The organism is Ohessyouella blattaphilus (assembly GCF_024721265.1).
Lineage (GTDB): Bacteria > Bacillota > Clostridia > Lachnospirales > Lachnospiraceae > Aequitasia > Aequitasia blattaphilus_A.
In genome coordinates this window covers 130,383-155,951 of the sequence record NZ_JAMXOC010000002.1, presented here as the reverse complement: position 1 = coordinate 155,951, position 25,569 = coordinate 130,383, and the positions used below count along the sequence as shown (strand labels likewise).

19 protein-coding genes are annotated in these 25,569 nt (G+C 45.2%); 1 reads left to right on the top strand and 18 read right to left on the bottom strand.

All coding sequences use genetic code 11. The features are described 5' to 3' along the window. Nucleotides 1–88: 88 nt before the first annotated feature. From rlmH to NHH16_RS02835, 14 genes are all read right to left on the bottom strand, one after another. Nucleotides 89–568 (bottom strand): 23S rRNA (pseudouridine(1915)-N(3))-methyltransferase RlmH, encoded by a 480-nt coding sequence (gene rlmH, locus NHH16_RS02900; protein WP_262068097.1) that lies wholly within the window; start codon nucleotides 566–568, stop codon nucleotides 89–91. Nucleotides 569–573: 5 nt separating this feature from the next. Continuing rightward, nucleotides 574–1,962, bottom strand: a complete 1,389-nt coding sequence (gene gltA / locus NHH16_RS02895; RefSeq protein WP_262068096.1) for an NADPH-dependent glutamate synthase — start codon at nucleotides 1,960–1,962, stop codon at nucleotides 574–576. Next, entirely contained in the window at nucleotides 1,962–2,852 is an 891-nt protein-coding gene (locus NHH16_RS02890; RefSeq protein WP_262068095.1) for a sulfide/dihydroorotate dehydrogenase-like FAD/NAD-binding protein, read from the bottom strand. Before NHH16_RS02890 ends, gltA begins: the two co-directional genes overlap by 1 nt. A gap of 123 nt (nucleotides 2,853–2,975) precedes the next feature. Continuing rightward, a complete protein-coding gene (locus NHH16_RS02885) occupies nucleotides 2,976–4,157 on the bottom strand; it encodes an iron-containing alcohol dehydrogenase (protein ID WP_262068094.1) in 1,182 nt (393 codons plus the stop codon). A 169-nt stretch (nucleotides 4,158–4,326) separates the two neighbouring features. Continuing rightward, nucleotides 4,327–5,553 (bottom strand): FN3 associated domain-containing protein, encoded by a 1,227-nt coding sequence (locus tag NHH16_RS02880; RefSeq protein ID WP_262068093.1) that lies wholly within the window; start codon nucleotides 5,551–5,553, stop codon nucleotides 4,327–4,329. A gap of 39 nt (nucleotides 5,554–5,592) precedes the next feature. Next, the gene (locus NHH16_RS02875) at nucleotides 5,593–7,263 is read right to left on the bottom strand and encodes a formate--tetrahydrofolate ligase (protein WP_262068092.1); all 1,671 of its coding nucleotides are present in this window, start codon (nucleotides 7,261–7,263) and stop codon (nucleotides 5,593–5,595) included. 5 nt (nucleotides 7,264–7,268) lie between these two features. Beyond that, a complete protein-coding gene (locus tag NHH16_RS02870) occupies nucleotides 7,269–9,551 on the bottom strand; it encodes an FtsK/SpoIIIE family DNA translocase (protein ID WP_262068091.1) in 2,283 nt (760 codons plus the stop codon). Nucleotides 9,552–9,561: 10 nt separating this feature from the next. After that, the gene (locus NHH16_RS02865; protein WP_262068090.1) at nucleotides 9,562–10,860 is read right to left on the bottom strand and encodes an O-acetylhomoserine aminocarboxypropyltransferase/cysteine synthase family protein; all 1,299 of its coding nucleotides are present in this window, start codon (nucleotides 10,858–10,860) and stop codon (nucleotides 9,562–9,564) included. A 29-nt stretch (nucleotides 10,861–10,889) separates the two neighbouring features. Further along, entirely contained in the window at nucleotides 10,890–11,654 is a 765-nt protein-coding gene (locus NHH16_RS02860) for a CFI-box-CTERM domain-containing protein (protein WP_262068089.1), read from the bottom strand. A 5-nt stretch (nucleotides 11,655–11,659) separates the two neighbouring features. Further along, nucleotides 11,660–12,385 carry a YebC/PmpR family DNA-binding transcriptional regulator gene (locus tag NHH16_RS02855; protein ID WP_262068088.1) on the bottom strand — a complete coding sequence of 242 codons (726 nt, stop codon included), beginning with the start codon at nucleotides 12,383–12,385 and terminating at the stop codon, nucleotides 11,660–11,662. A gap of 3 nt (nucleotides 12,386–12,388) precedes the next feature. Then, nucleotides 12,389–13,180, bottom strand: coding sequence for a hemolysin family protein (locus NHH16_RS02850; protein WP_262068087.1), 792 nt, complete (start codon nucleotides 13,178–13,180; stop codon nucleotides 12,389–12,391). A 20-nt stretch (nucleotides 13,181–13,200) separates the two neighbouring features. Beyond that, nucleotides 13,201–14,364 (bottom strand): alanine racemase, encoded by a 1,164-nt coding sequence (alr, locus tag NHH16_RS02845; RefSeq protein WP_262068086.1) that lies wholly within the window; start codon nucleotides 14,362–14,364, stop codon nucleotides 13,201–13,203. Beyond that, nucleotides 14,361–15,890, bottom strand: coding sequence for an NAD(P)H-hydrate dehydratase (locus NHH16_RS02840; protein ID WP_262068085.1), 1,530 nt, complete (start codon nucleotides 15,888–15,890; stop codon nucleotides 14,361–14,363). The genes alr and NHH16_RS02840 overlap by 4 nt, the downstream gene beginning before the upstream one ends. Nucleotides 15,891–15,955: 65 nt before the next feature. Then, nucleotides 15,956–16,609 (bottom strand): redox-sensing transcriptional repressor Rex, encoded by a 654-nt coding sequence (locus NHH16_RS02835; RefSeq protein WP_262068084.1) that lies wholly within the window; start codon nucleotides 16,607–16,609, stop codon nucleotides 15,956–15,958. 138 nt (nucleotides 16,610–16,747) lie between these two features. Between NHH16_RS02835 and NHH16_RS02830 the strand changes: the two genes are divergently transcribed. After that, nucleotides 16,748–18,640 (top strand): ABC-F family ATP-binding cassette domain-containing protein, encoded by a 1,893-nt coding sequence (locus NHH16_RS02830; RefSeq protein WP_262068083.1) that lies wholly within the window; start codon nucleotides 16,748–16,750, stop codon nucleotides 18,638–18,640. A 59-nt stretch (nucleotides 18,641–18,699) separates the two neighbouring features. Here NHH16_RS02830 and NHH16_RS02825 read toward each other — a convergent pair whose 3' ends face one another. Genes NHH16_RS02825 through smc form a run of 4 tightly spaced genes read right to left on the bottom strand, consistent with a single transcriptional unit; the run spans nucleotide 18,700 to nucleotide 25,567 of the window. Continuing rightward, nucleotides 18,700–19,896 carry an NADP-dependent isocitrate dehydrogenase gene (locus tag NHH16_RS02825; RefSeq protein WP_262068082.1) on the bottom strand — a complete coding sequence of 399 codons (1,197 nt, stop codon included), beginning with the start codon at nucleotides 19,894–19,896 and terminating at the stop codon, nucleotides 18,700–18,702. A 10-nt stretch (nucleotides 19,897–19,906) separates the two neighbouring features. After that, entirely contained in the window at nucleotides 19,907–21,118 is a 1,212-nt protein-coding gene (gene ilvA / locus NHH16_RS02820) for a threonine ammonia-lyase (RefSeq protein WP_262068081.1), read from the bottom strand. Between the two features lie 19 nt (nucleotides 21,119–21,137). After that, complete coding sequence (gene ftsY, locus NHH16_RS02815; protein ID WP_262068080.1) at nucleotides 21,138–22,001, bottom strand: signal recognition particle-docking protein FtsY; 864 nt, start codon at nucleotides 21,999–22,001, stop codon at nucleotides 21,138–21,140. A 5-nt stretch (nucleotides 22,002–22,006) separates the two neighbouring features. Further along, nucleotides 22,007–25,567, bottom strand: coding sequence for a chromosome segregation protein SMC (gene smc / locus NHH16_RS02810; protein WP_262068079.1), 3,561 nt, complete (start codon nucleotides 25,565–25,567; stop codon nucleotides 22,007–22,009). Nucleotides 25,568–25,569: the final 2 nt, after the last annotated feature.

Below are 25,569 nucleotides of genomic sequence, written 5' to 3'. Positions count from 1 at the left end.
TCCGTCCCAACCGGAAGCATCACGCTTCGCGAAAATCGAAAAAAAAGTGTGTCCCCACCGGAGGTGAGGTCACACTTTTTCTTCATTTTTACTTATGATAAGGTTCGTTATTTAAAATTTTATAGCTACGATATACCTGTTCCAAAAGAATTACGCGCATCAGCATATGGGGAAAGGTCATATTGGAGAAGCTGATTTTCAAATCGGCTCTCGCTAGCACTTTCGACGATAATCCTAGGCTGCCACCGATCAAAAAGACCAGATGGCTATTGCCTTCTAACATACGCTTCCCGATTTGCTCCGATAGCTCTTCTGAAGAAAAAATCTTGCCTTTAATCTCTAAAGCAAATACGTAAGCATCGTCTTTAATATAAGAGAGCATTTTTGCGCCTTCTTTATCCTTCGCTTTTTCCACATCTGCCTTTGAAGCGTTAATATCTGTCTTTTCATCAGGTACTTCGATAATCTCTAGAGTGGCAAACTTCTGTAACCGTTTGCTGTACTCAGCGATTGCGTCCTTTAAATACTGTTCCTTCAACTTGCCAATGGCAATTATTGTAATCTTCATAGTTTTTATTTCTGCGATAGAGCCTCGTCGATTCCCTTAGCGCCAGCCTTACCAGCTCCCATTGCTAAAATAACCGTAGCTGCACCTGTAACCGCATCTCCTCCTGCAAAAACAAAAGCCTTAGACGTTTGTCCTGTTTCATCATCTGCCACAACACACTGTCTTTGATTAATCTCTAAGCCCTTAGTGGTAGAGGCAATCAAAGGATTTGGAGATGTTCCCAGAGACATAATAACTGTATCGAGCTCGATTACAAACTCTGAACCAGGAATTGGCACTGGACGACGACGTCCAGAAGCATCCGCTTCTCCTAATTCCATCCGGATACATTTCATGCCTGTAACCCAGCCTTTATCATCAGCGAGAATTTCTATCGGATTCGTTAATAAATCGAAGATAATTCCCTCTTCTTTCGCGTGATGTACCTCTTCTACTCGAGCCGGTAACTCTTCTTCGCTACGACGGTAGACGATATGCACTTCTGCACCTAGGCGAAGAGCCGTTCTTGCAGCATCCATAGCTACGTTACCACCACCGACAACAGCGACTTTTTTGCCAGCAGCAATCGGGGTATCATAGTTATTATCGTAAGCTTTCATTAAGTTGCTACGAGTTAAGTATTCATTGGCCGAGAAAACGCCGTTAGCGGTCTCACCAGGGATGCCCATAAACATCGGTAGACCAGCACCAGAGCCGATAAAGACAGCTTCAAAGTCTTCCTCTTCCATTAACATATCAATCGTCGTTGATTTACCGATAACCACGTTGGTTTCGAATTTAACACCAAGCTCTTTTACCTTCTCGATTTCCTTCTTAACCACTTTATCCTTAGGTAAACGGAATTCAGGAATGCCGTATACAAGTACACCGCCGAGTTCGTGCAAGGCTTCAAATACAGTTACCTCGTAACCTGCCTTAGCCAAATCGCCAGCGGCTGTAAGACCTGCCGGTCCCGAACCGATAACGGCAACTTTATGGCCATTGGTCTTCTCGGCTTTCTTAGGTGAAATGTTGTTCTCTAAAGCGTAGTCAGCGACAAAGCGCTCTAACTTACCAATAGAAACAGATTCGCCCTTTATACCTCTCACGCATTTGGCTTCACATTGTGATTCCTGTGGACAAACGCGGCCACATACTGCTGGCAAGGCTGAAGACTTACCAATTTCTTCGTAAGCGCCCTCAATATCGCCATCCTTTACTTTCATAATAAAGCCAGGAATATTAATTGCTACCGGACACCCTTGAATACAACGAGCATTCTTACAATTTAGGCAACGAGTGGCTTCGTCCATTGCCTCTTCTTTATTATATCCGTAACATACTTCTTCAAAATTTGTTGCCCGCACCTTAGGATCTTGTTCTCTTACAGGTGTGGCTTTTAAAATATCTGCCATTATTCGTCACCTCCACAATTACCACAACCGCCATGATGGGTGTCGCCTTCTTTTTCTTTTAGCCAAGCTCTGCCCTCAGCTGTTTTATATAGGGTCTGACGCTCCATTGATTCATCAAAATTAACCAGGTGACCATCAAACTCCGGTCCATCAACACAAGCAAATTTAATCTCATCGCCAACATGTAAACGGCAAGCGCCACACATACCGGTACCGTCTACCATAATTGGATTCATGCTAACAACCGTTGGTAAATCAAGCTTTTTGGTAAGTAGACAGACGAATTTCATCATAATCATTGGTCCGATGGCTACGCACACGTCGTATTTCTTGCCCTCTTCGCTCACTAACTGCTCGATTTTGGTAGTCACCATTCCTGAATGACCGTAAGAGCCATCATCTGTACAAGGATAGTAATTTCCCGCCACGGCCTTCATTTCATCCTCTAAAAGTAACATGTCTTTCGTCTTTGAGCCCACGATTACATCCGCTTCCACACCGTGTTCGTGTAACCATTTCACCTGTGGGTATACCGGCGCGGCACCAACCCCACCAGCGACAAAGAGAATCTTCTTTTTCTTCAGCTCTTCTAAATCTTCCGTAACAAATTCTGAAGCCACACCTAGAGGTCCTACGAAGTCTTTAAATGAATCGCCTTCTTGTAAACGAGACATCCGCTCTGTGGATGCGCCGACAATCTGGAAAACGATGGTAACTGTCCCAGCTTCTCTGTCGTAGTCACAAATAGTAAGTGGTACTCGTTCACCAATTTCGTCAATCTTAACGATTACAAATTGACCTGGTTGACAGTGACGAGCCACTCGTTCTGCTTTCACATCCATAAGATATATCATGTCTGCGAGCTTTTCAGCCTTTACTATCTTATACATTTCTTTCCTCCTACTGTAAAATATTCTACACTTTATAATACGTTATTGTTAGCTAAATATCAACCAGATTAACAGGAAAAAAGGACATGTTTTCACACGCCCTCCTCTCTTGTCTTATCTTTTTTAGAAATTCACTTCCTCACCGTAATAAATAGCGATAAATAATTTTTCCATGGTTTCCGGATCGATTTCCCTTGGATTTGAACCGGTACAAGCATCCGCAACGGCATTCACAGAGATTTCACCAACTTTTTCTTTGAATTCTGTTTCCACAATACCAAAGTCTTTTAAAGTTGAGGGAATGGATAATTCTTTATTCATCTCCTGGATGCGCTCGCAAAGCGCTTCCATTAACTCAGTATCACTCTCACCGCTAAGACCAAGGCGTTTGGCAATAAACGCGTAGCGCTTAAGAGCCTCCCCGTTTTTGGCATTATATTTGATTACGTAAGGAAGATACATAGCATTTGCTAGACCGTGAGTAATGTGACCTGTAGAAAATGCCGCACCCGTTTTATGGGCCATTGAATGAACGATTCCTAGTAAAGCATTAGAAAATGCCATTCCCGCTAAGCACTGACCGTAATGAACGTTTTCTCTAGCGGCTTCTTTACCTTTATAAGAGTCAAGTAAATCCTTATTCACAATCTCGATAGCTTCCATTGCTAAAGGATCGGTGAAGCAGGAATGGAGAGTCGACACGTACGCTTCTATTGCATGGGTGAGAGCGTCCATACCCGTATATGCCACCTGATTAGCTGGAAGATTGGCAACCAAATCTGGATCGACAATCGCCACATCTGGAGTAATATTAAAGTCTGCTAAAGGATATTTAATACCTTTGGCATAATCGGTAATAACGGAAAAAGCCGTAACTTCTGTAGCCGTTCCTGAAGTTGAGGGAATTCCCACAAATTTTGCCTTCGTTCTTAGTTCTGGGAAGTTAAAGGGGATACAAAGCTCTTCAAAAGTAGTGTCTGGATATTCATAAAACGCCCACATCGCTTTGGCCGCATCAATTGGGGAACCACCGCCAATGGAGACAATCCAGTCCGGTTCAAATTCCTGCATTACTTTGGCGCCTTTCATTACCGTCTCAACGGAAGGATCTGGCTCAACGCCCTCGAATAGCTTGACTTCCATGCCCGCTTGCTTTAGATAGTCCACCGTTCGCTCGAGAAAGCCTTGCTTCTTCATGGAACCGCCGCCAACAACGACAATCGCCTTCTTACCTTTTAAATTCTTCAGTTCCTCTAAACAACCTTTTCCGTAATAAATATCTCTTGGTAACGTAAATCTACTCATATGCTTGTCTCCTTTTCGTTTATTTGGGTTTCTCGTCCTTAAGTATACTCCTGTTAAATATTAAACACAATAGATAATTTATTAACATTCCCTAAACAACAGGTATAAAAAAAGTACACTTTTCTCTCGTGAGCTTGCTCTTAAGAGATAAAGTATACTTTTCTTCTTACTAAGGTTCATAAATATAGTTTCTGGTAGTGATAGCACTGAGCTTTCCTCTGCTATCGACCAAAACCGCCTTAAAAATCGTCGTACCCTCAGGCATGTCAATCGGTCCCTCATACTTAATTGAGCCGTTTGTAGGATCCGATTTATCTAGGGTATAAAAAGCTGTATACCCTTCCGGAACGACAATTTCGATTTTGGTCGGCTCATCATACTGTCCCGTAGAAGGCTTAACGGAAGGTGCATCGACGATTGGCAATTCGATAGTATAGACCTTCGCTACCGCCACTGAAGGGATATCTTCATCGTTAACGGCAATGGCCGTAATCGTAGTGTCCCCTTCATTGTTAATCTGGATAGGTTCGGTGTATTTTGTGGTATTTTCAGCACCTACAACAGGCTGTGAGCCGTCTACTGTATAGTAAATGTCCTCGTCATCTGCGGTCAAAGAGAGCTCCTGTACCACATCATAAACCACACCTTCATCTAGACTAAACTCTGGCACCGCTATTAAATATTTGCTAAGTTTATCCTGCACTTTCTCTGGTGCGCCAGAGAGTAAACCGGGAATTTTTGCCTGCTGATCTGTATCCAAGTAGAACAAGATGTATGCTTCGTAGATATCCACATTATCTGGATACTCACCGATGGCTTTGCTAAACACGGCTTCGGCTTGCTCCAAGTCATCTTGAGCTAGAAAAACTTTGGATAATCCAGTGTAAGCTTCCGGCTTTTCTGGCTTTTTGCCGATAGCTTTATTGAAAGCAGCGATGGCTTCGTCGTACTTCTTTTCTTCTGTTAAGGAATAGCCTTTTTTTACAATGCCAGTATAGGAATTGCTATAAATCAACAAACCGGCAACCACCAACACCACCGCGAGAACCGCCATGGTGATTAAAAGAATCCGTCTTCGCTTTTTCTTCTGGGCCTTTCTTTTGGCAATCTCCGCTTTTCGCAAATCCCTAGGACTAATGGTGCGCGTCCGGCGCCCACCAGAGGTGTTGCGTCTTGCTTGGCGCTTCTCACCGCCATACGTATTATTTAAAACTACCGTTTCCAAATAATCATCATCGCCAGCTAAGTTATCTTCACCGGCTAAGGAATCCTTAATCTGAGCCTCTAACACATCATCTATTGGATTATAATCAGGGACAATCCTGGCTTCTCGGCCACAATGGGGACACTTAAGTGAATCGCCATCGATCTGGGTCCCACAATATTTACACTTCATCTATTGTAAACCTCCAAAACATCTATAAAGTCATCTCCCTTAGAATAGCCCAACAATCTCACCGACCCCGTTTACATCAATATTATTTGCCGCTGGCACTTTCGGTAACCCTGGCATCGTCATCACCGTTCCCGTCAGCGCCACCACAAATCCCGCACCTGCACTAACGTATAACTCCCGAATATGTAAAGTAAAATCCCTTGGCCGACCAAGTAGCGTCGGATCATCTGAAAGGGAATACTGATTTTTGGCCATACATACTGGTAAATGATCAAAGCCTAAGCTCTTAAGACGGGCTAACTGCTTCGAAGCCGCCACTTCAAACTGGACATCTCCTGCCCCGTAAATTTCTGTCGCCACCTTCTTAATCTTCTCTTCTAACGGTAATTCGGCGTTGTAAAGAGGTGCAAAGTTAGCGTTTCCTTCTTTTAGAACGGCTTTCACTTCATCTGCTAAAGCAAGGCCACCTTCGCCGCCTTTCGCCCACACTTCTGATAGCGCGAAACGACAGCCTTTTTCTTCACAGAATTTTTTCACAAACTCGTTTTCTTTTTCTGTATCACTCACAAAGGCATTTAAGGTAACTACGACTGGCACATTATATTTATGGAGATTCTCGATATGTTTCTCCAAGTTAACGATCCCTTTGGCTAGGGCCTCTAAGTTTTCTGTATTTAAATCTTCTTTTGCAACCCCACCATTATACTTCAAGGCTCTAATTGTTGCAACTAAAACAACGGCATCCGGCTTAAGCCCCGCCACTGGACATTTAATATCAAAGAACTTTTCAGCGCCTAAATCAGCGCCAAACCCGGCTTCCGTAATCACGATATCGCCTAGTTTGAGGGCAGCTTTCGTCGCCTTTATGCTGTTACAGCCGTGAGCGATATTGGCAAAAGGACCACCGTGAACAAAGGCCGGCGTATGCTCTAGGGTCTGAATAAGATTCGGCTTAAGGGCATCCTTTAACAGTGCTGCCGCCGCTCCCGTCGCCTTAATATCGGCAACGGTCACCGGTTCATTTTTATAGTTGTAGGCCACAATGGCGCGACCGATTTTCTCTTTTAGATCATTCAAATCGGTAGCCAGACAAAGGATGGCCATAATTTCTGTCGCCACCGTAATGACGAAGTGATCTTCCCTGACTACACCGTCCATCTTATTACCTAAACCGACAACCACATTTCTAAGGACCCGGTCATTCATATCAAGGCACCGCTTCCAGACGATTTGTCTGGGATCAATCCCCAATTCGTTTCCTTGTTGAATATGATTATCAAGCATGGCGGCGATTAAGTTATTGGCAGAAGTAATGGCGTGGAAGTCTCCTGTAAAATGTAAATTTAAGTCTTCCATCGGCACCACTTGGGCATATCCGCCGCCAGCAGCCCCACCCTTTATGCCAAAGCAAGGACCAAGGGAAGGTTCCCGAAGAGCGATTACTACCTTTTCCCCTTGTTTCTTTAAAGCATCACCAAGACCCACCGTGGTGGTAGTCTTTCCTTCACCGGCCGGCGTGGGATTGATAGCCGTGACTAGCACAAGTTTTCCCTGGGCTTTTCCTTCAAGCTTATTAAGGGCTTCATCAGCCACTTTTCCTTTGTATTTACCGTAGAGCTCAAGATCGTCCTCTTCAAGACCTAACTCTAGCGCTACCTCTTTTATCGGTTTTAATTCACTCTCTTTTGCAATCTGAATATCTGATTTCATCTTTTTTACTCCATTCCTTCAAATTCCTGGATCGTCATTAGAATTTTCCGCGGTTTTGTACCTTCTTCTCCGCCCACGACCCCAGCTTCGTGTAACTGATCCATAATTCTGGCTGCCCGGTTAAAGCCAATCTTAAAGCTTCGCTGCAACATACCGATGGAGGCCTTCTCCTTTTCGATAATCAAGCGTCCTGCCTCCGTAAAATAGGCATCACGGCCATCACCATCCTCACCACCAGTAATACTTGTGGTACTATTCGTCGTCTGCGTGTTTACCTGCTCCACAATCTCTTCATCATAGTCTAACACCTCATTGTGCTGCTTTAAGAAGTCCACCACCTTTTGCACCTCTTTATCGGAAACGAAAGCCCCTTGTACCCGGACCGGCTTTTGATAGCCCGTGGGATAAAACAGCATATCTCCTTTACCTAGAAGCTTTTCCGCACCATTCATATCGATAATGGTTCGGGAGTCCACTCCAGAAGTTACACTAAAGGCAATTCTTGAGGGCATGTTGGCTTTAATCAGCCCGGTAATAACATTAACCGATGGTCGCTGAGTCGCTAAGACCAAGTGAATGCCGGCGGCTCTAGCAAGCTGCGCCAAACGACAAATCGCTTCTTCCACATCTCCCGGCGCCACCATCATCAAATCCGCCAACTCGTCCACGATAACGACGATTTGCGGCATTTTAACCGGATCACCTTCTTCACCCTTTAAAGTAGTGGTCATCTTATTATAAGAAGCCATATCCCGCACCTTATATTCAGCAAATAATTGATACCGTCGATTCATCTCAGCCACCGCCCAGTTAAGAGCACCTGCCGCCTTTTTAGGATCGGTAACAACCGGAATAAGTAAATGGGGAATACCATTATAGACACTTAACTCTACCACCTTGGGATCGATCATTAAGAATTTCACATCATCTGGATGGGCACTATAGAGAATGCTCATAATCAGCGTATTAATACACACCGACTTACCCGAGCCGGTAGCCCCAGCAATTAAAACATGAGGCATCTTGGCAATATCGGCAACGATAATCTTACCAGCAATATCCTTACCGGCGGCAAACGCAATCTTCGACTTCGTCTCCTTAAAGGCCTCGCTTTCAAGCAGATCGCGAAGCATGACGGTGGCGTTAGACTTATTGGGAACCTCAATCCCCACCGCTGCCTTCCCAGGAATAGGCGCTTCAATCCGGATGTCAGGAGCCGCCAGGTTAAGTTTTATATCATCAGCTAAAGCAACGATACGGCTTACCTTGACCCCCATCTCCGGGTGAAGTTCATACCGCGTAACCGAAGGGCCACAACTGACGTTAGTCACCCGTACATTCACCCCAAAATTATTGAGAATCTCTTCTAGCTTCGTCGCTGTCTCCCGCAAATCAGCATCAGAGATACCGGTATCACCAGTCCCTCTCTTAAGCAGATCAAGGGGTGGCATCGCGTAGTTTTCATTTGTCACTGGCGTACTGTTTATTTCTACCTTTTCGGCCACATTCTCGTTCTTTGCTGGCTTACTCTTAGGAGGTGTCTGTTCGGCTCGGTTAATCACAAAGCTTGGTTCACTAACCTCTTCTTTTGCCACTTCCACTTCCGGCACTGTCGCTTCCTTGGCTTCAAGCTCTCTAAGTTTTGGTGCCTTTGTTTTCTCTTCCGTTAGTGTGGTTGCAAAAGAAACACCTCTTGCTTTTTTATCCGCTCGTTTTAGAGCAGTGGTCTCGCGGCGGATACGAGACGTTTCCCGGCGGGCATCGATATCCTCTTTGGCTTTTTCATAGGCAAAATCACTGCCCGACTTTACCCCTTTTAGTAACGATTTGCCAGTCAAAATAATAATACAGATGATCAGGCCAACGATAACCACCACGTAGCTACCGATGGTTCCAATGGCTGGCACAAGGCCAGAAACAATGATATTTCCTAAAAAACCACCCTTACTATCTACCAACGAGAGAAAGGTGCACAGCAGGAAGATAATCACCGCCACCACGATTAGCCGCGGAACCACACCTTTTTTCCCCCGATTGGAGATCAAAAAGGCGACGGAAACAAAGAGCACAATCGGAAAAATGTAAGCTATTAAGCCGAAAACGCCGATTAAACCGTTCTTAACCATATCACCAGCAAAACCGCCTACCCCAAAAACACCTAACATTAATAAAACAGCGACAGCCAAGGTAGCCCAAATGATAATCTCCCCGTAGAGATACGTTTCCTTCCCTGTCTCTTTCTTTTTAACGCTTTTCTTTCTTGTTGGTTTCGCTTTCTTTGTTGCCATTTTTTCTCCCCTAATTTATTGCTTTATTTAACGCTTGTTCGATGTCTTCAATTAGATCATCCACATTCTCGATGCCGACACTCAAGCGAATCAAATCCTTCTTAATGCCACCCTCTTCTAACTCCTGATCGCTCATCTGACGATGGGTGTGGCTAGCCGGATGCAAGACGCAGCTCCTAGCATCCGCCACATGGGTAACAATAGCGATTAGCTGTAGATTATCCATAAACCTTTCTGTCCCCTGCATATCGGTCTTAAGGCCAAACGTCAAAACGCCGCAGCTTCCCTTTGGCAAGTACTTCTTCGCTAAGTCGTAGTAACGATCCCCTTCTAAATCCGGATAGTGAACCCAGGCCACTTGCTCGTGATTCTTTAAGTATTTAGCAATTGCCAGAGCGTTTTCGGTATGTCTGGCCATCCGCAGATGCAAGGTTTCGATACCGATATTGAGTAAAAAAGCATTCATCGGCGCCTGAATAGAACCTAAGTCGCGCATTAATACCGTAGTGGCTTTTGTAATGAAAGCGCCCTTTCCAAAACGTTCGGTAAAGACCACTCCATGATACGTCTCATCTGGCGTCGTCAGTCCTGGAAACTTGTCCGCGTATTTATCCCAATCAAAATTACCGCTATCGACAATCGCTCCACCAACACTGGTAGCGTGACCGTCTAAGTATTTTGTAGTCGAGTGGGTAACGATATCCGCACCCCACTCAAAGGGCCGACAGTTAATCGGCGTTGGAAAGGTGTTGTCAACGATTAAAGGCACCCCGTGGGCATGAGCAATCCGCGCAAACTTTTCGATATCTAAAACGGTAAGCGCTGCATTAGCAATGGTCTCCGCAAAAACTGCCTTCGTATTCTCTTTAAAGCAAGCATGAATCGTTTCATCATCGGCATCGGGATCCACGAATGTGGCTTCAATCCCCATCTTCTTTACCGTGTTGGCAAAAAGGTTGTATGTGCCCCCGTAAACTTGGGAAGCACAGACAAAGTGATCACCGGCCTCGCAGATGTTAAAGAGGGCGTAAAAGTTAGCTGCTTGTCCAGAAGAGGTTAGCATCGCTGCTACTCCACCTTCTAAATCGCAGATTTTTGCCGCCACATTATCGTTGGTGGGATTTTGTAACCGGGTATAAAAGTAACCCGCCGCCTCTAAGGCAAAAAGCTTACCCATTGCTTCCCCAGAGTCGTATTTAAAAGTCGTGCTCTGCACGATTGGCATTACCCGGGGTTCACCGGTGGCTGGCTGATAGCCGGATTGTATACACTTCGTTTCAATTCGATATTCTTTTCTGTTTTCGCTCATGCTTGTCCATCCTCATTCTTTAGTCTTTTCTATGAGGGTAAATACTTACCCCGTAAACCATTTACCATGGCCTTATACTTATCTTTACAACCTTCGTAGTCACCGCTGGCAATCGCCTCTAGGCAAGGAAGTAGCGATTCTTCATAGATTTCTCCATATAACTCTTGGCGGTTTTTCTGCATATCTAGCATCATCACCAATACGGGAGCAATCTCGTAGTACTCTTCCACTAACGCGCGGCCATCTAGTGAATGCATCAAATACGTATCCCGGTAGTTTCTAAGGATTTCTAACTCCTGACAGTTATCCGGTTTCCCTTGCTCTGCGCAGACCGCCGTGGTGATGTAACAGAGCTTTTTCTTAAAGCCACCGCTAATATCTTCATAGGTAGATGTCTGCAAGGTTAACCCTGTCACTTTCTGCCCATTCCACTGCTTTACTGTTTCCTCAGCAATCTGCTTACAGAATGCTCGGTCGCCGTAACGGATGGCAGGAATTACGTAAGCTGCCATATTCATATTAAAATCAATTTGCTTGGCATTTAGTTGGTTTTTCGACATTTCTGCCGTTTTGCTTTTTGCATATTCAGGAATAACCGCGCCGAATTCTTTAATAAGCACCGGCTGCTGTTCTTCATCTGCTGTATAGATGGCCTCCTCAATTAACCGTAGATTTTCACTATGGGCATCCATCATATCGCTAAACGTCTGCTCGTACGTCTTGCTCTTAAAACTCTTGGTCTTAGGTAGCATCTCGTCAAACAGGGTGCGTAACCCTTGTTTTAGTTCTTCCATCCTGATTATTCCTCCCAGTTGTGGTACACATCCTGTACGTCGTCATCTTCTTCTAACATATCCAGTGTCTTCGTTATATTCTTAATATCCTCGCTATCGCTTAGCGTCACAAAGGTTTGCGGAATCATGGTAACACTGGCCATCACCATCTCTACCCCGGCTTCTTCTAACGCTTCTCGCACCCCGCTAAAGTCATCAGGAGCGGTAGTGATTTCGTAACTATCATCTTCTTCTACAAAATCATCGGCTCCGGCATCTAAGGCTAACATCATCAGTTCATCGGCGTCCTTCTCCCAGGAGTTCTTATCGATGATAATCTGCCCTTTATTGTCAAACATAAAGGCAACACAGCCAGGTGTACCTACGTTACCGCCACCTTTGGTAAAAGCATTCTTGACGTTTGACGCGGTTCGGTTTTTATTGTCCGTCAAAGTCTCTACAATAATCGCTGTACCATTTGGCCCATAGCCTTCATAAGTGATCGCCTCGTAGGTAGAAGGGTCCGAATCCGCTCTCTTAATATTCCGTTCAATCGTATCATTGGGCATATTATTCGCCTTAGCCTTGGCGATTACATCTCGCAGTCGCCGATTGATACTTGGGTCTGAGCTTCCTCCTTCTTTAACGGCTACTGCCAGTTCTTTTCCGATTTTCGTAAAAATCTTCCCCTTAGCCGCATCATTTTTTTCCTTTTTATGTTTAATATTGGCAAATTTTGAATGTCCAGACATTACTTAAACTCCTATCTTTTCAATTTTAACTTTATCAATGGTATTGTTATCCATCCCGAGAATTGTGAACTTATAACCGTCATAAAGCACTTCACAGTGCTCATCGGCACTGGGAATACGATCCAGTTCATCAATTAAAAACCCGTTCAAGGTCCCGTAATCCTCTTTCTCAAAGGTCAGAGGAATCAGCTCCTCTACTTCTTCAAGTTCTGTCAGCCCATCCACCACGTAACTACCGTCACCTTGGGGTGCAACTTGTTCTTCCTCTTCGTCGTGCTCATCGAGAATATTGCCCACAATCTCCTCGAGAATGTCTTCCATCGCCACCAGACCTGAAGTCTGACCGTACTCATCGAGAACGATAGCTAGGTGATTCTTCTCTTCTTGCATCTGCTTAAAGACAGAATCAATATTCTTCGTCTCCGGGATAAAACTTACCATCCGTGGTAAATGCTCTAAATCCTTTAGCGCCTTCTGGCGCAAGTCTTCGTTTAAAAAAGTGGTCATTGCATCCCGCAAATGCATAATGCCGACAATCTCGTCAATGCTATCTTTATAGACGGGAAACCGAGAATATGGAGCCTGAAGCATGGTATTAAGTGCTGCTTCTAGCGTAATCTCTTCATCTAAAGCGATAATATTCTTACGATGAGTCATAATATCCTTGGCGTCTTTGGAGACGTATCTAAAAATGTTCTTCACTAGGCCAAGAGCCTCTTGAGTGATTTCTTCATTCATCTCCTCTTCTTCTGCGAACAAATTCTTCATTCGCTGAAATATACTGCCATCTTCCATACGTTCTTTCTTACCTCCTGCTAAAAGTAACTACGCTGGGAAATCACCTTCCCCTGCGCGATGTATTCTCTAGGAACACGTTTACTAATATCACATACAAATTCGTAGTTGAATCGTCCGGAGAGCTCACTTAAGGTGTCAACGGACAAACAACCCCTACCATTATACCCTACAATCGTCACTTTGTCATATAAAGATACGTCAGGAATGTCGCTTACATCTACCATAAACATATCCATACAAACCCGGCCCAGAATCGGTGCCTTCTGTCCCTTGATTAGAACATACCCTTTTCCCGAAAGGCTTCTAGGATACCCATCCGCGTAGCCAAAAGGAACCACACCAACTTTCGTCTCTCTAGTGGTGGTGTGTGTCCGTCCATAACTGATAGGCGAACCTGCTGGTAAAAGCTTAACTGAAGCTAAGTGACTGGTGATTTCCATCGCTGGTTTTAAAGGCACCGCTTGTTGCCGTACGTCTTTTGACGGATATAAACCGTAGGCCGCAATACCGCTGCGGACCAAATCGAAGTTTGCTTCCTGGTGGTCAATAATACCGGCGCTATTTGCTGTATGGTGATTGGCAAAGGTAACGCCCATTTTTTTAAGTTCCGCAATCCCGTAGTTATATTTTTTTAGTTGTTCACCGGTAAAGCTTTTATCGGTTTCATCGGCGGCAGCAAAATGGGTATAGACCCCTTCTAGGACGATTTCCGGCATCTCTTTAAGATTCGCAATTGCCGAAAGACCGGTCGCATCTACCGGAAATCCTAAGCGCCCCATCCCTGTATCTAGCTTAATGTGAACCTTAACGGGTTTTCCTAGTTCCCTGGCTACCGCTACCACTTCATCAATGGCGAGGGTATCGTACATCGTCAGGCTCAAATCCTGGTTGATTGCTTCTGCAAATTGCTCAGGAAAGGTACAACCGAGAATTAAAATCGGCTGAGTAATGCCGCCATTTCTAAGACTGAGCGCCTCATCGAAAGAAGCGACGGCAAAGCCCCATAAGCGTTCATAATCGGCCATATGTTTTGCAATTTCTAAAGCTCCGTGTCCATAACCATCCGCTTTAATCACGTTAATAAAACGAGTGCCTGGTTTCGTGTTTGCCATTAGACTCTCAATATTTCCCCTGATTGCGTCTAAATCGATGCGGGCTAGCGCCCTTCTGTACTCCTTCATTCTTTCCTTCTCCTCTCTAATTCCTTGATACACCTACCTATTTCCGGTAATAAATCCCGAGCCATCACTCCGGACATTCCCCATTTCTCACTGGCCTCTTCTCCGGCCTTACCGTGAATATACACCCCCGCTAGCACTTGTTCATAAAAGCTAGAGGCGTCTTTTACCTGTTTGCTGCCAGCACTAATTAGGCCACTTATCGTTCCCGCTAACACGTCCCCACTGCCAGCTTTTGCTAGCCCAGCATTGCCACTAGTATTCACCACCAGCCGCTCTCCTAGTCGATAACTTATGGTTACGCTGTCTTTTAGGACCACCGTACACTCATATTTCTTACAAAAATTTATAATAACAGACTTCCGCTCACTCTTAATGGCGTTCACACTCTTCCCCGTTAAGCGCTCCATCTCCCGTAGATGAGGAGTTAGTATCCGATTCCTCCCTGGCAAAGTAGCCATCAGTCCTGCCTCTTCGCTAATAATTCTTAAAGCATCGCCATCGATAACAAGAGGCTTATTTGTATGGGTAAGGACGTAGCTAACGATCTGCCTGCTGTCCTGACTAAGTCCTAGACCGGAGCCCATCAGAATTACATCGGCCCAGGCTAGGGCCTCCTCTAAAGACTCTTCCTGATACGTCTGGTACGTCTTCATAATCCCCTCATAAAGTAAGCTTTGGAGAATCACTCGGTTGTCTTCATGGGTATAGATTTGTACCAAACCGGTTCCGCTGCGATAGGCGCTCATACCGTTTAAGAAGGCGGCCCCGGCCATGCCCTTAGAGCCAGCGATTATTAGTAGTTTGCCGTAGGTTCCTTTATGGCTATCCCTTAAGCGTCTTGGTAGCATCTCTGCGTACTCTTTCTGAGTATGCGCAGCCGCCACCTCTTTATCAGCTGCAAATAGAGATTCGGTAATGCCGATATCTATAGGGATAACCTTTCCTGCCCACTCTTTCCCTGGATAGAGAAATAGACCCAGCTTAGGACACTGCACCGCGATGGTTATGTCCGCTTTAAAAGCTGCGCCTAATATTTCACCGCTGCCGGCGTGTATTCCTGAAGGCAGATCAATCGCTACCTTTTTACCAGAATAATTATTAAGAGTGTTGATCAAATTCTGGTAAGGCCCCGATAATTCCCGGTCAAGCCCCGCCCCAAAAAGAGCATCGACAATTACCGTATACTCTTCTTCAGCTAAAGTCGTCTGAAAATCCACACCCGCCTCTTGGGATTTGTCTTTCTGGTAACGGCTCTCAGCCGTTAACTTCTCTTCCTTACCCCAAAAGAGGATTTGGGGAGTATAGCCTAATTCTTTCAGCATCCACGCCAAGGCAAACCCATCACCACCGTTATTTCCGGCACCACAAACAAGAAGGACTCTCGTCAAATCGAGACCTTCTGCCACCAGTTGCGATAGCACTCCTCTCGCAGCTGCCTCCATCAAGCTTCTTCCGGATATCTGTAACTCGTTAATCGTATATTGATCCGCTTGCTTTATTTCCTGTCCTGTCGGCAAATAGTTCATTTTTCCTCCAAAACGAATCACAACGTGTAGAGACTTTGGTCTTTACACGTTGTTCCGGTTTTCTCTTAGTTATCTTTTTGGTAAGCGTGTTCACCATTTTGCTTGAGGCGATATGACAGCTTCATCAAGCTCTCCGACAAGTGTACATTCTCTACCATCACACTTTCCGGCACCGCCAAATCCGTGTGAGCAAAATTCCAAATCGCTTTTATCCCTGCCTCCACTAAGTGGCTAGCCACATCGGTAGCATGCTCTTTCGGAATCGTAAGAACCGCTATCTCCACATTGTTTTTGGCGATAAAATCTTTCAGTTCATCCATCATTCGCACGGGAATCCCGCGGATAGTCACATCTTCCATGACCGGATTATTATCAAAAATACCGCGCAAAATAAACCCGCGCCGTTCAAAGGTCGTGTAATTTGCTAAAGCCTGTCCTAAATTACCGGCACCGATAATAATATAGTTATGGTTAACATCTAGTCCCAAAATCTTACCGATTTCTGTATATAAGTATTTAACGTTATAGCCGTATCCTTGTTGACCAAAGCCACCAAAGTTATTTAAATCCTGACGGATCTGAGAAGCCGTCACCTGCATCCTCTTACTCAGCTCATTGGAAGAAATTCTTTCGATATCATCTTCTAAGAGTTCCCCTAAATATCTGTAATAGCGTGGTAATCTTGTGATTACAGCTTGTGAAATTTCTCTTTCTCTCACGCTTTTGTCCTCCCGTTTATTTTCTATCAACAATTATATAGAAAAGGCCTTCATAAGTCAACTAGCCTGTGGACGCGCTCTTGTTTTTTTCTTCGTACTCGGTATAATAAGAGAGACAAACTTGGAGGTTATTTATTTATGATCCTATCTGTACAAAAATTAAGCAAAAGCTTCTTAGACGAACCTCTGATTAAGGAGGCTTCTTTCCATATAGAGGACTATGAAAAAGTCGGACTTGTAGGCCCTAATGGCGCTGGTAAGTCAACGTTACTAAAAATGCTAATTGGCGAAGTCCCTTTTGACGAGGGCACCGTCTCGCTAGCAAAAGGCAAATCCATGGGCTATCTCTCCCAGTATCAAGAGGTTACTGGCGGACTCTCCATCTATGAGGAAGTAAGTAGCGCCAAAAAAGAGGTCATGGCGTTGGAACAGCGCTTGCGCCAATTAGAAAAAGATTTAAAAGCCCTAACCGGCGATGACCTCGAAGCCGCCTTAAAAGAATACCACAACTTGACCACGGCTTTTGAAAATGCCGATGGCTACGCCTTAAAAAGTGAAATCACCGGGGTCTTAAAGGGGCTAGGCTTTACCGAGGACGAATTTACCAAAAGCGTCCAAACCCTCTCGGGCGGACAGAAAACGCGCGTGGCACTAGCTAGACTTCTCCTTTTAAAACCTAATCTTCTGCTTCTTGACGAGCCTACTAACCACTTGGACTTATCATCCATTAGTTGGTTAGAAACTTTTTTGATGAATTACCGGGGAGCCGTTATTATCATCTCTCATGACCGCTACTTCCTTAACCGAGTGGTTAGCAAAATTTTAGACTTAGAACAGCAAAGCCTTTACTGCTACTCCGGTAACTACGAGGCCTTTGCCGAAAAGAAGAAAGCCAGACGGGCGGCCGAATACAAAGCGTATCTTAAGCAAGAACAGGAAATCAAGCACCAAGAAGCCGTTATCGAAAAACTAAAGTCCTTTAACCGGGAAAAATCCATTAAGCGGGCGGAAAGCCGGGAGAAAATGCTGGCAAAAATCGAGCGTCTCACCCCGCCGACGGAAGAAAATTTGAAGATGAATATCACCTTGCAGGCGGCCTCTAGAAGCGGTAACGACGTCTTAGAAGTCAGCCATCTAAAAAAGAGTTTTGGGAAAGAAGAGCTCTTTCACGATTTGAACTTTCAGATTAAACGGGGCGAAAAGGTTTCCATTATCGGAGATAACGGTACGGGAAAAACGACGATTTTAAAGATTATTAACCAGCTTCTGATGGCGGACGGGGGCACCTTTACCTTAGGCGCCGGCGTGGAAATCGGTTATTACGACCAAGAGCACCATCTCCTACACGGTGAGAAGACGGTCTTTGAAGAAGTGGGCGATACGTATCCGGATCTAGATAATACCGAAATTCGTAATGTACTAGCTGCCTTTCTTTTTACCGGTGATGATGTCTTTAAACTAGTTAGCGCGCTCTCTGGTGGTGAAAGGGGACGGCTGTCCTTAGTGAAGCTGATGCTTAGCGAAGCCAACTTTCTCATCCTCGACGAGCCCACTAACCATCTGGATATGGATGCTAAGGAAGTCCTTGAAGAAGCCCTTAATAACTACGACGGTACGGTACTCTACGTCTCTCACGACCGCTACTTTATCAACCATACCGCCACCAGAATTCTCGAATTAAAGAATGAAACTCTTTATAGCTACCTCGGAAATTACGATTACTATCTAGAAAAGAAAGAACAGCAAAAGGCCATCTGGCAAGCAGAGAACGCCCAGGCACCAACCGAGGTCTCCAAAAGTAAGCTAAGCTTTGAGGAGCAAAAGCAGGAAAAGGCTGCCCAGAAACGCCGGGAGAATGAAATCCGCCGGGCTAGCGAACAAATCACCGTTACCGAAAGGCGCATCGAACAGATTGATGAACTTCTAACCCAAGAGGAAGTCTATACCAATTCCCTTAAATGCCGAGAGCTTGACGAAGAAAAGCGGGAACTTGAAGAAAAGCTTCTGGAGCTATACGAAATCGTATTATAATTACGAATATGTACAAAAAAGCGACGCCAAGAAAATAATCCTGGTATCGCTTTTTTTCATTATAGGGCTTTCGCCACTTCTAAGATAAAGTCTTCACTATTTAAAATAGTCGGGTTCTCTAAAGAGGTGATGAGGGCCAAATCTTTGGTCATCTTTCCACTCTCGATAGTGGCTAAGGTCGCCGCTTCTAGACGATCGGCAAAGGCCATCAGTTCCTGATTGTTATCTAGCTCGCCTCTTTTTCGCAGAGCGCCGGTCCAGGCAAAGATGGTAGCCACAGAGTTGGTCGAGGTCTCTTTGCCCTCTAGGTGCTGATAGTAGTGTCTCTGTACGGTACCGTGAGCCGCTTCGTATTCGAAATAGCCTTCTGGGGAAACCAGCACCGAGGTCATCATAGCCAGGGAGCCAAAAGCTGAGCTTACCATATCGCTCATCACATCACCGTCGTAATTCTTACAAGCCCAGATAAACCCGCCTTCTGCTTTCATCACCCGGGCTACCGCGTCATCAATCAAAGTGTAGAAATACTCAATTCCCGCCGCCGCAAACTTATCCTGATACTCTGCTTCAAAGATTTCGGCAAAGATATCTTTAAAGGTATGGTCGTATTTCTTAGAAATCGTGTCCTTCGTGGCAAACCACAAATCCTGTTTAATATCCAGAGCATATGCAAAACAGCTTCTTGCAAAGCTAGCGATGGACTCGTCGGTATTGTGCATACCTTGAATAATTCCCGCTCCGGTAAAGTTATGAATGAGCTCTGTCTCGGTGCTGCCATCGGCCTTCGTGTAGAGGAGCTCTACCTTTCCCGGTCCGTCGATAATCATTTCTGCATTTTTATACACATCCCCGTAGGCGTGTCTGGCAATCGTAATCGGCTTCTTCCAGTTCTTTACGCAAGGTTCAATTCCTTTAACCACGATGGGGGCGCGAAATACCGTCCCGTCAAGAAGGGCACGAATGGTTCCGTTAGGACTCTTCCACATCTCTTTTAAGTCGTACTCATCCATCCGGGCGGCGTTAGGGGTAATGGTCGCACATTTAACCGCTACCTTATATTTCTTAGTGGCTTCGGCAGCAGCTACCGTCACCTGATCATCGGTGGCATTACGGTGCTCTAACCCTAAGTCGTAGTATTCTGTCTGCAAATCGAGATAGGGAGTAAGCAAATGCTCTTTAATCATTTGCCAGAGGATCCTGGTCATCTCATCTCCGTCCATCTCTACTAGGGGGGTTGTCATTTGAATTTTGCTCATCTCGTTCTCCTTAAAATTGTACTCTGATTTCTTTTGGTTTTAAACCCTCATCGCTGAGTGCTTTCATAATCTCTAATTTATGTTCGGTGCCAAAAGCCTCCATGGTAATCCGTAGTTCTACGGAAGCGTTCCTGTTGATACTAACGAACTGGTTATGATCTAGACGAATAACATTTCCTTTTGCATTCGCCACTGTCTGAGCCACCCGCACCAACTCTCCTGGCTTATCCGGCAACAGCACCGAGACAGAAAAGATCCGGTCTCGCTGAATAAGGCCGTGTTGGACGACAGAGGACATGGTAATCACGTCCATATTGCCGCCGCTAATTACACAAACCGCTTTCTTGTCTTTCAAATCAAGCTGCTTTAAAGCCGCAACGGAAAGTAGTCCCGAGTTTTCGGCAATCATTTTGTGATTTTCCACCATATCGAGGAACGCTGTTACTAGTTCGTCGTCTTCTACTGTTACTAGCATATCGATGTTCTCTTTCGCATAGGGGAAAATATTCTCGCCAATGCACTTAACGGCCGTACCATCGGCAATCGTATTGGCGCTTTCTAATGTAACCGGTCCCTCAGCCTTAAAAGCAGCCGTCATACTAGCTGCCCCTGCTGGCTCGACGCCGATGGTTTTGATCTTGGGATTTAGCATCTTGGCCAGAGTCGCTACCCCACTTGATAGACCGCCGCCACCAATGGGCACGATAATATAGTCTACCGTCGGTAGCTCTTTCACGATTTCCATGGCAATACTTCCTTGGCCACAAGCTACGTCTAAATCATCAAAGGGATGGACAAAGGTCATCCCGCTCTCCGCAGCCATCTGCTTAGCATATGCGCAGGCGTCATCGTAGACATCGCCGTGAAGCACCACTTCGGCCCCGTAGCTCTTCGTTCGGTTGACTTTGATTAGGGGTGTAATGGTGGGCATTACAATAACCGCCTTTAACCCATACTTCTTGGCCGCGTAGGCTACTCCCTGAGCGTGGTTGCCGGCAGAAGCCGTAATCAGCCCCTTCTCCCGTTCACTAGCGGTCATTTGACTAATCTTATAATAAGCGCCGCGTACCTTATAGGAACCGGTATACTGCATATTCTCTGGTTTAAGATACACCTTCCCCCCGGTATTTTCACTATAAAACTCGCTGTAGACTAGTTTCGTCGGGGTGGTAACCTCCTTCACCAGTTCGCTGGCTTCTTCAAACTTTTCTAAGGTTAACATTCTCTCATCCTTCTTTCTCTTATGCAAATAAACGTTCCACGAAGTCATCGGCATCAAAGCGTTTTAGGTCGCTGACCCCCTCGCCAACGCCGATATACTTAACCGGTAGATGGAGCTCAGCTTCAATCGCTACCGCAATTCCGCCCTTAGCAGTACCATCCATCTTTGTCAAAATCACTCCCGTCACATCGGTTACCTCGCTAAACTCTCTAGCTTGCGCTAGGGCGTTCTGTCCGGTGGTTGCATCCAGTACCACCAAAGTTTCCTTTTTTACATCCGCCAATTCCTTATCAATAATACGGTTCAGCTTTCCTAGCTCGTCCATCAGTCCTCGCTTATTGTGCAGCCGTCCCGCCGTATCGCAGATTAAGACGTCCACGCCTCTGGCTTTCGCTGCGCTAACAGCATCAAAGATCACACTACCAGGATCGGCACCTTCCGCTGCGCTTATCATTCCGGCGCCAGCACGCTCGGCCCAAGTCTTTAGCTGCTCCGTTGCCGCCGCCCGAAAGGTATCCGCCGCCGCCAAAAGCACTTTTTTTCCAGCGTCTTTATACTGACTGGCCAGCTTACCGATGGTGGTGGTCTTTCCCACCCCATTCACACCGATAACCAAAAGTACGGCTCTGCCCTCTTCAAAATCATAAGCGTCATCGCGAACTTCCATCTGCTCCTTAATGGATTCCTTTAACAGTTTTTTACAGTCCTCCGGCGTCGTTACCCGGGCTTCTTTCACCTTGTTTCTAAGTTCTTCCAAGATAGTATCGGTAGCTTCCACCCCGATATCTCCCATAATTAAAGCCTCTTCTAACTCTTCGTAAAACTCCTCGTCGATTTTCGAAAACGCACTAAATACACTGTCTACAAACTTCTTAAATATCATTTTCTCTACTCCTCCAATTCATCTTCTAAAAGACTTACAGAAACCAGCGCCGAAACGCCTTTTTCCTGCATCGTAATTCCGTAGAGACGATCGGCTGCCGTCATCGTTCCCCGGCGGTGAGTAATCACGATAAACTGGGTATTTTTCGTCAGCTTATGCAAGTAATTGGCAAAGCGACCCACGTTGCTGTCATCAAGAGCGGCCTCAATCTCATCGAGAAGGGCGAAAGGCGAAGGCTTTAAGTTCTGGATGGCAAATAATAGGGAAATCGCAGTTAACGCCTTCTCTCCACCGGATAGTTGCATCATGTTCTGCAGTTTCTTTCCTGGTGGCTGGGCGATAATCTTAATCCCGGCTTCCAGAACGTCTTCGTCTTCCACTAGTTCTAAGGTACCTTTACCGCCTCCAAAAAGCTCTTTAAACACTGTATCGAACTCTTCTTTAATCTTGGCAAATTGCTCGGTGAACTGCTTCCGCATGGCTTCATCTAGCTCGGCGATAATCTTCATCAGCGTCTTCTCAGCTTCCACCAAATCATTGTGCTGATTATTTAAGAACTCATAGCGCTCTGATACCTGTTTATAGTCTTCAATGGCATTAACATTGACGTCTCCTAACTTGCGAATTTCGTTCTTAATCTCCGTTATTCGGCGGCGCATCTCCTTTAAGTCTGTCAAATTCTCATCCCGCATCTGGGTCGCAGCGTTAAGAGTAATCTCGTATTCATCCCACATATACTCAATCTGCTTTTCCACCGATTGCTGATAAGATTCTTTTCTCGTTTCCAGGCGATAGATTTCTTTGTCTAGCTCCGCTAGGTGAGCCGATATCTCTTCCCGTTTTTCCAAAAAGTCCTTATTTTTAGCATTTAACTGATCTTTCGTCGCCACCTTATCGGTAATGGCTTGATTAATCTCCGCAAAAAGCTCCTTAGAATCCTCGATGGTCTGACGGATGTCGGCAATCTCCTTTTCCTTCTCTTCGATTTCCTTACCCGCGCCTTCTTTAGAAGCCAGTAGCGCTTCCAAGTCACCGGTGTGCTTCGCGATTTCCTCTTGCACCCGGTTGACGTTCTCATCAATATAGCCTACTTCTTGGGACGCCGCCGCATAAGCTAAATTAGCTTCACCCGCCTTTTGCCTGCACGCGCTTAAGTTTTCCTGAGCAGTAACAAGACCCGCGTTCAACTCTTCAATTTTAGCATTTAAGTCGCTTTCCAAGTTCTTAGAACTATCTAGGTCTACTTGAATGGAATCCTGATTAAGAGCGATTTCATTTAGTTTTTCATTTACCTCGTAAATTTCATCTTGTTCTATTTTCGTCCGTTTTTTCAGGCTATCAATTCGCCCCTTAATACTTTCAATGCTTAGCATAATCGTATTTTGTCTAACGAATTCCTCTTTCAGTCCTTCGTTAATACGATCAATGGCGGCAAAGGCACTGCCTCTCCTGGCGCGAATACTTTGTACTTCCTTTTCGGCGGCTTCTAGTTCCTGCTTTAGCGTAACTACCGTCTTTTCAAATTCTTCTATCTCTCGCCGGCGGCTAAGAAGGTTACTAGAATTTCTAAAAGCACCACCTGTCATCGAGCCACCAGGATTGATCAACTCGCCCTCTAGGGTTACTAGCCGCAAAGACTGATTATACTTTCTCGCAATCTTTGAACCCACTTCAATATCTTTAACCACAATCGTTCTACCAAGCAGAAATTGAGACAGGGTTTCGTATTTATCCGCCACTTTAGCCAGAGAACTAGCCACACCGATGACTCCCTCTTCTTTTAAGACCGCTTCTCCGGGACTGTATCTATTTGGTCGAATGGAGGTTAAGGGTAAAAAGGTAGCACGACCGAATTTGTTTCTTTTAAGAAAAGCAATCATCGCCTTGGCGGTTTCCTCGTCCTTGGTAACAATATTTTGAATACTGCCACCAAGAGCCGTCTCTATCGCCACTTCGTAGTCCTTATCCACCTTGATTATATCGGCAACCACCCCGATAAGACCGGGATTCTTTGCCTTTTCATCCATCACCTTTTTAATACTATTGCCGTAACCGTCATAGCGTTCGGTAATATTCTTTAAAGACTCTAGCCGAGAGTGTTCCCGGTGATACGCTTTTTGACCGATCTGGAATTTATCGTTTTCCTTCTTAAGCTGCTCTTCTAGCGTCCTAATTGCCTGTTCATGAGTCTTGATTTCCTGTTTGCGCTCTTCGATTACCTGGGTAACCTGCTCGTATTCCCGTTGTTTACTCTGCTGTTCCTTTTGCTGAGTGCTAATCTCTCTAAGCTCTTCTTCAATGGACTCACCAATCGCTAGCTTCTTGTTGCTAAGCTGTTCCCCTAGCGTGGTATACTCCTGAATCTTCGCCTGAGTAGACGCCCTAGAGCCTAAAAGCTCCATAATATTGCTTTTACTGGTTTCAATCTCGTGAGTATCCGAAGCTATCGCCGTCTGCACTGCCAAAAGTTCTTCTTTTGCTCGCTCCTCTGCCGCCTTTTTTTCAGTTAAGCGCTGCTTGAGGGTTTCCTTATCGGCCTGGAGTTTGTCTAACTGACTTTTTCGTTCCTCAATCTCTTTTTGAATCTCCTGGTGGCGTTCCTCAAAGTGTTCGTCGGTGGCCTTCGCTGAGCGGATTTGTTCCGAAAGAAGCTCAATCTGGTTTTCCAGCTGGCCTTTTAACAGCGTGGTTTCATTTAGCTGCTTTCTGGAAGTCTCGATATCGTGTTCGATCTCTTCAAGCTGCTCTTCGATTTCTTGGTAGAGAGATTTCATCTTGGCCTTCTTCTGAGCACTACCCTCTAAATCGTCTTGAGCGATGGTAAGGTTCTCTTCAATCCGACTAAGCTCGTCCTTTAAGCGGGCGTTTTCTAACAAGAACATATTAATATCGTAATTCTTTAGTTCATCTTTTTTTGCTAAATACTCTTTCGCCTTAGCGGCCTGCTTTTCTAAAGGCCCCACTTGTATTTCTAGTTCCGATAAGATATCCCTAACCCGAACTAAATTCGCTTGTTCCGACTCTAATTTCTTTAGAGACGCGTGCTTTCTTCTTTTAAACTTAACAATACCTGCGGCTTCGTCGAACAGTTCACGACGCTCCTCAGGCTTTCCACTTAAGATTTTATCAATTTGTCCTTGGCCGATAATTGAGTATCCTTCTTTACCGATTCCCGTATCGTAAAACAATTCGTTAATATCTTTTAACCGACAGCTACTGCCATTCAGCAGATAATCGCTTTCACCCGAGCGATATAGCTTTCTCGTAACCGTCACTTCTTCATAGTCGATGGCCAGCTGGTGATCGGAATTATCTAGGGTAATAGCCACCGAGGCGTAAGATAAGGGTTTGCGATTCTCCGTACCGGAGAAAATCACATCGGTCATGGCGCCCCCTCGAAGTTGTTTGATTCGCTGTTCGCCGAGAACCCAGCGAACCGCATCCGCTACGTTACTCTTACCACTACCATTGGGACCCACAATCGCGGTAATCCCATTGTGAAAATCAAACTTTATTTTGTGGGCAAACGACTTAAACCCCTGTATTTCAATACTTTTAAGATACATAT

What these genes read in the sequence shown, in the direction of transcription:
- NHH16_RS02840 (WP_262068085.1), bottom strand. Translation starts at nt 15,890, where the DNA reads ATGAACTATTTGCCGACAGGACAGGAAATAAAGCAAGCGGATCAATAT.
- NHH16_RS02830 (WP_262068083.1), top strand. Translation starts at nt 16,748, where the DNA reads ATGATCCTATCTGTACAAAAATTAAGCAAAAGCTTCTTAGACGAACCT.
- alr (WP_262068086.1), bottom strand. Translation starts at nt 14,364, where the DNA reads ATGAAGGAGTACAGAAGGGCGCTAGCCCGCATCGATTTAGACGCAATC.
- NHH16_RS02885 (WP_262068094.1), bottom strand. Translation starts at nt 4,157, where the DNA reads ATGAGTAGATTTACGTTACCAAGAGATATTTATTACGGAAAAGGTTGT.
- NHH16_RS02825 (WP_262068082.1), bottom strand. Translation starts at nt 19,896, where the DNA reads ATGAGCAAAATTCAAATGACAACCCCCCTAGTAGAGATGGACGGAGAT.
- rlmH (WP_262068097.1), bottom strand. Translation starts at nt 568, where the DNA reads ATGAAGATTACAATAATTGCCATTGGCAAGTTGAAGGAACAGTATTTA.
- smc (WP_262068079.1), bottom strand. Translation starts at nt 25,567, where the DNA reads ATGTATCTTAAAAGTATTGAAATACAGGGGTTTAAGTCGTTTGCCCAC.
- NHH16_RS02875 (WP_262068092.1), bottom strand. Translation starts at nt 7,263, where the DNA reads ATGAAATCAGATATTCAGATTGCAAAAGAGAGTGAATTAAAACCGATA.
- NHH16_RS02865 (WP_262068090.1), bottom strand. Translation starts at nt 10,860, where the DNA reads ATGAGCGAAAACAGAAAAGAATATCGAATTGAAACGAAGTGTATACAA.
- ilvA (WP_262068081.1), bottom strand. Translation starts at nt 21,118, where the DNA reads ATGTTAACCTTAGAAAAGTTTGAAGAAGCCAGCGAACTGGTGAAGGAG.
- NHH16_RS02890 (WP_262068095.1), bottom strand. Translation starts at nt 2,852, where the DNA reads ATGTATAAGATAGTAAAGGCTGAAAAGCTCGCAGACATGATATATCTT.
- NHH16_RS02860 (WP_262068089.1), bottom strand. Translation starts at nt 11,654, where the DNA reads ATGGAAGAACTAAAACAAGGGTTACGCACCCTGTTTGACGAGATGCTA.
- NHH16_RS02850 (WP_262068087.1), bottom strand. Translation starts at nt 13,180, where the DNA reads ATGGAAGATGGCAGTATATTTCAGCGAATGAAGAATTTGTTCGCAGAA.
- NHH16_RS02880 (WP_262068093.1), bottom strand. Translation starts at nt 5,553, where the DNA reads ATGAAGTGTAAATATTGTGGGACCCAGATCGATGGCGATTCACTTAAG.
- NHH16_RS02855 (WP_262068088.1), bottom strand. Translation starts at nt 12,385, where the DNA reads ATGTCTGGACATTCAAAATTTGCCAATATTAAACATAAAAAGGAAAAA.
- NHH16_RS02870 (WP_262068091.1), bottom strand. Translation starts at nt 9,551, where the DNA reads ATGGCAACAAAGAAAGCGAAACCAACAAGAAAGAAAAGCGTTAAAAAG.
- gltA (WP_262068096.1), bottom strand. Translation starts at nt 1,962, where the DNA reads ATGGCAGATATTTTAAAAGCCACACCTGTAAGAGAACAAGATCCTAAG.
- ftsY (WP_262068080.1), bottom strand. Translation starts at nt 22,001, where the DNA reads ATGATATTTAAGAAGTTTGTAGACAGTGTATTTAGTGCGTTTTCGAAA.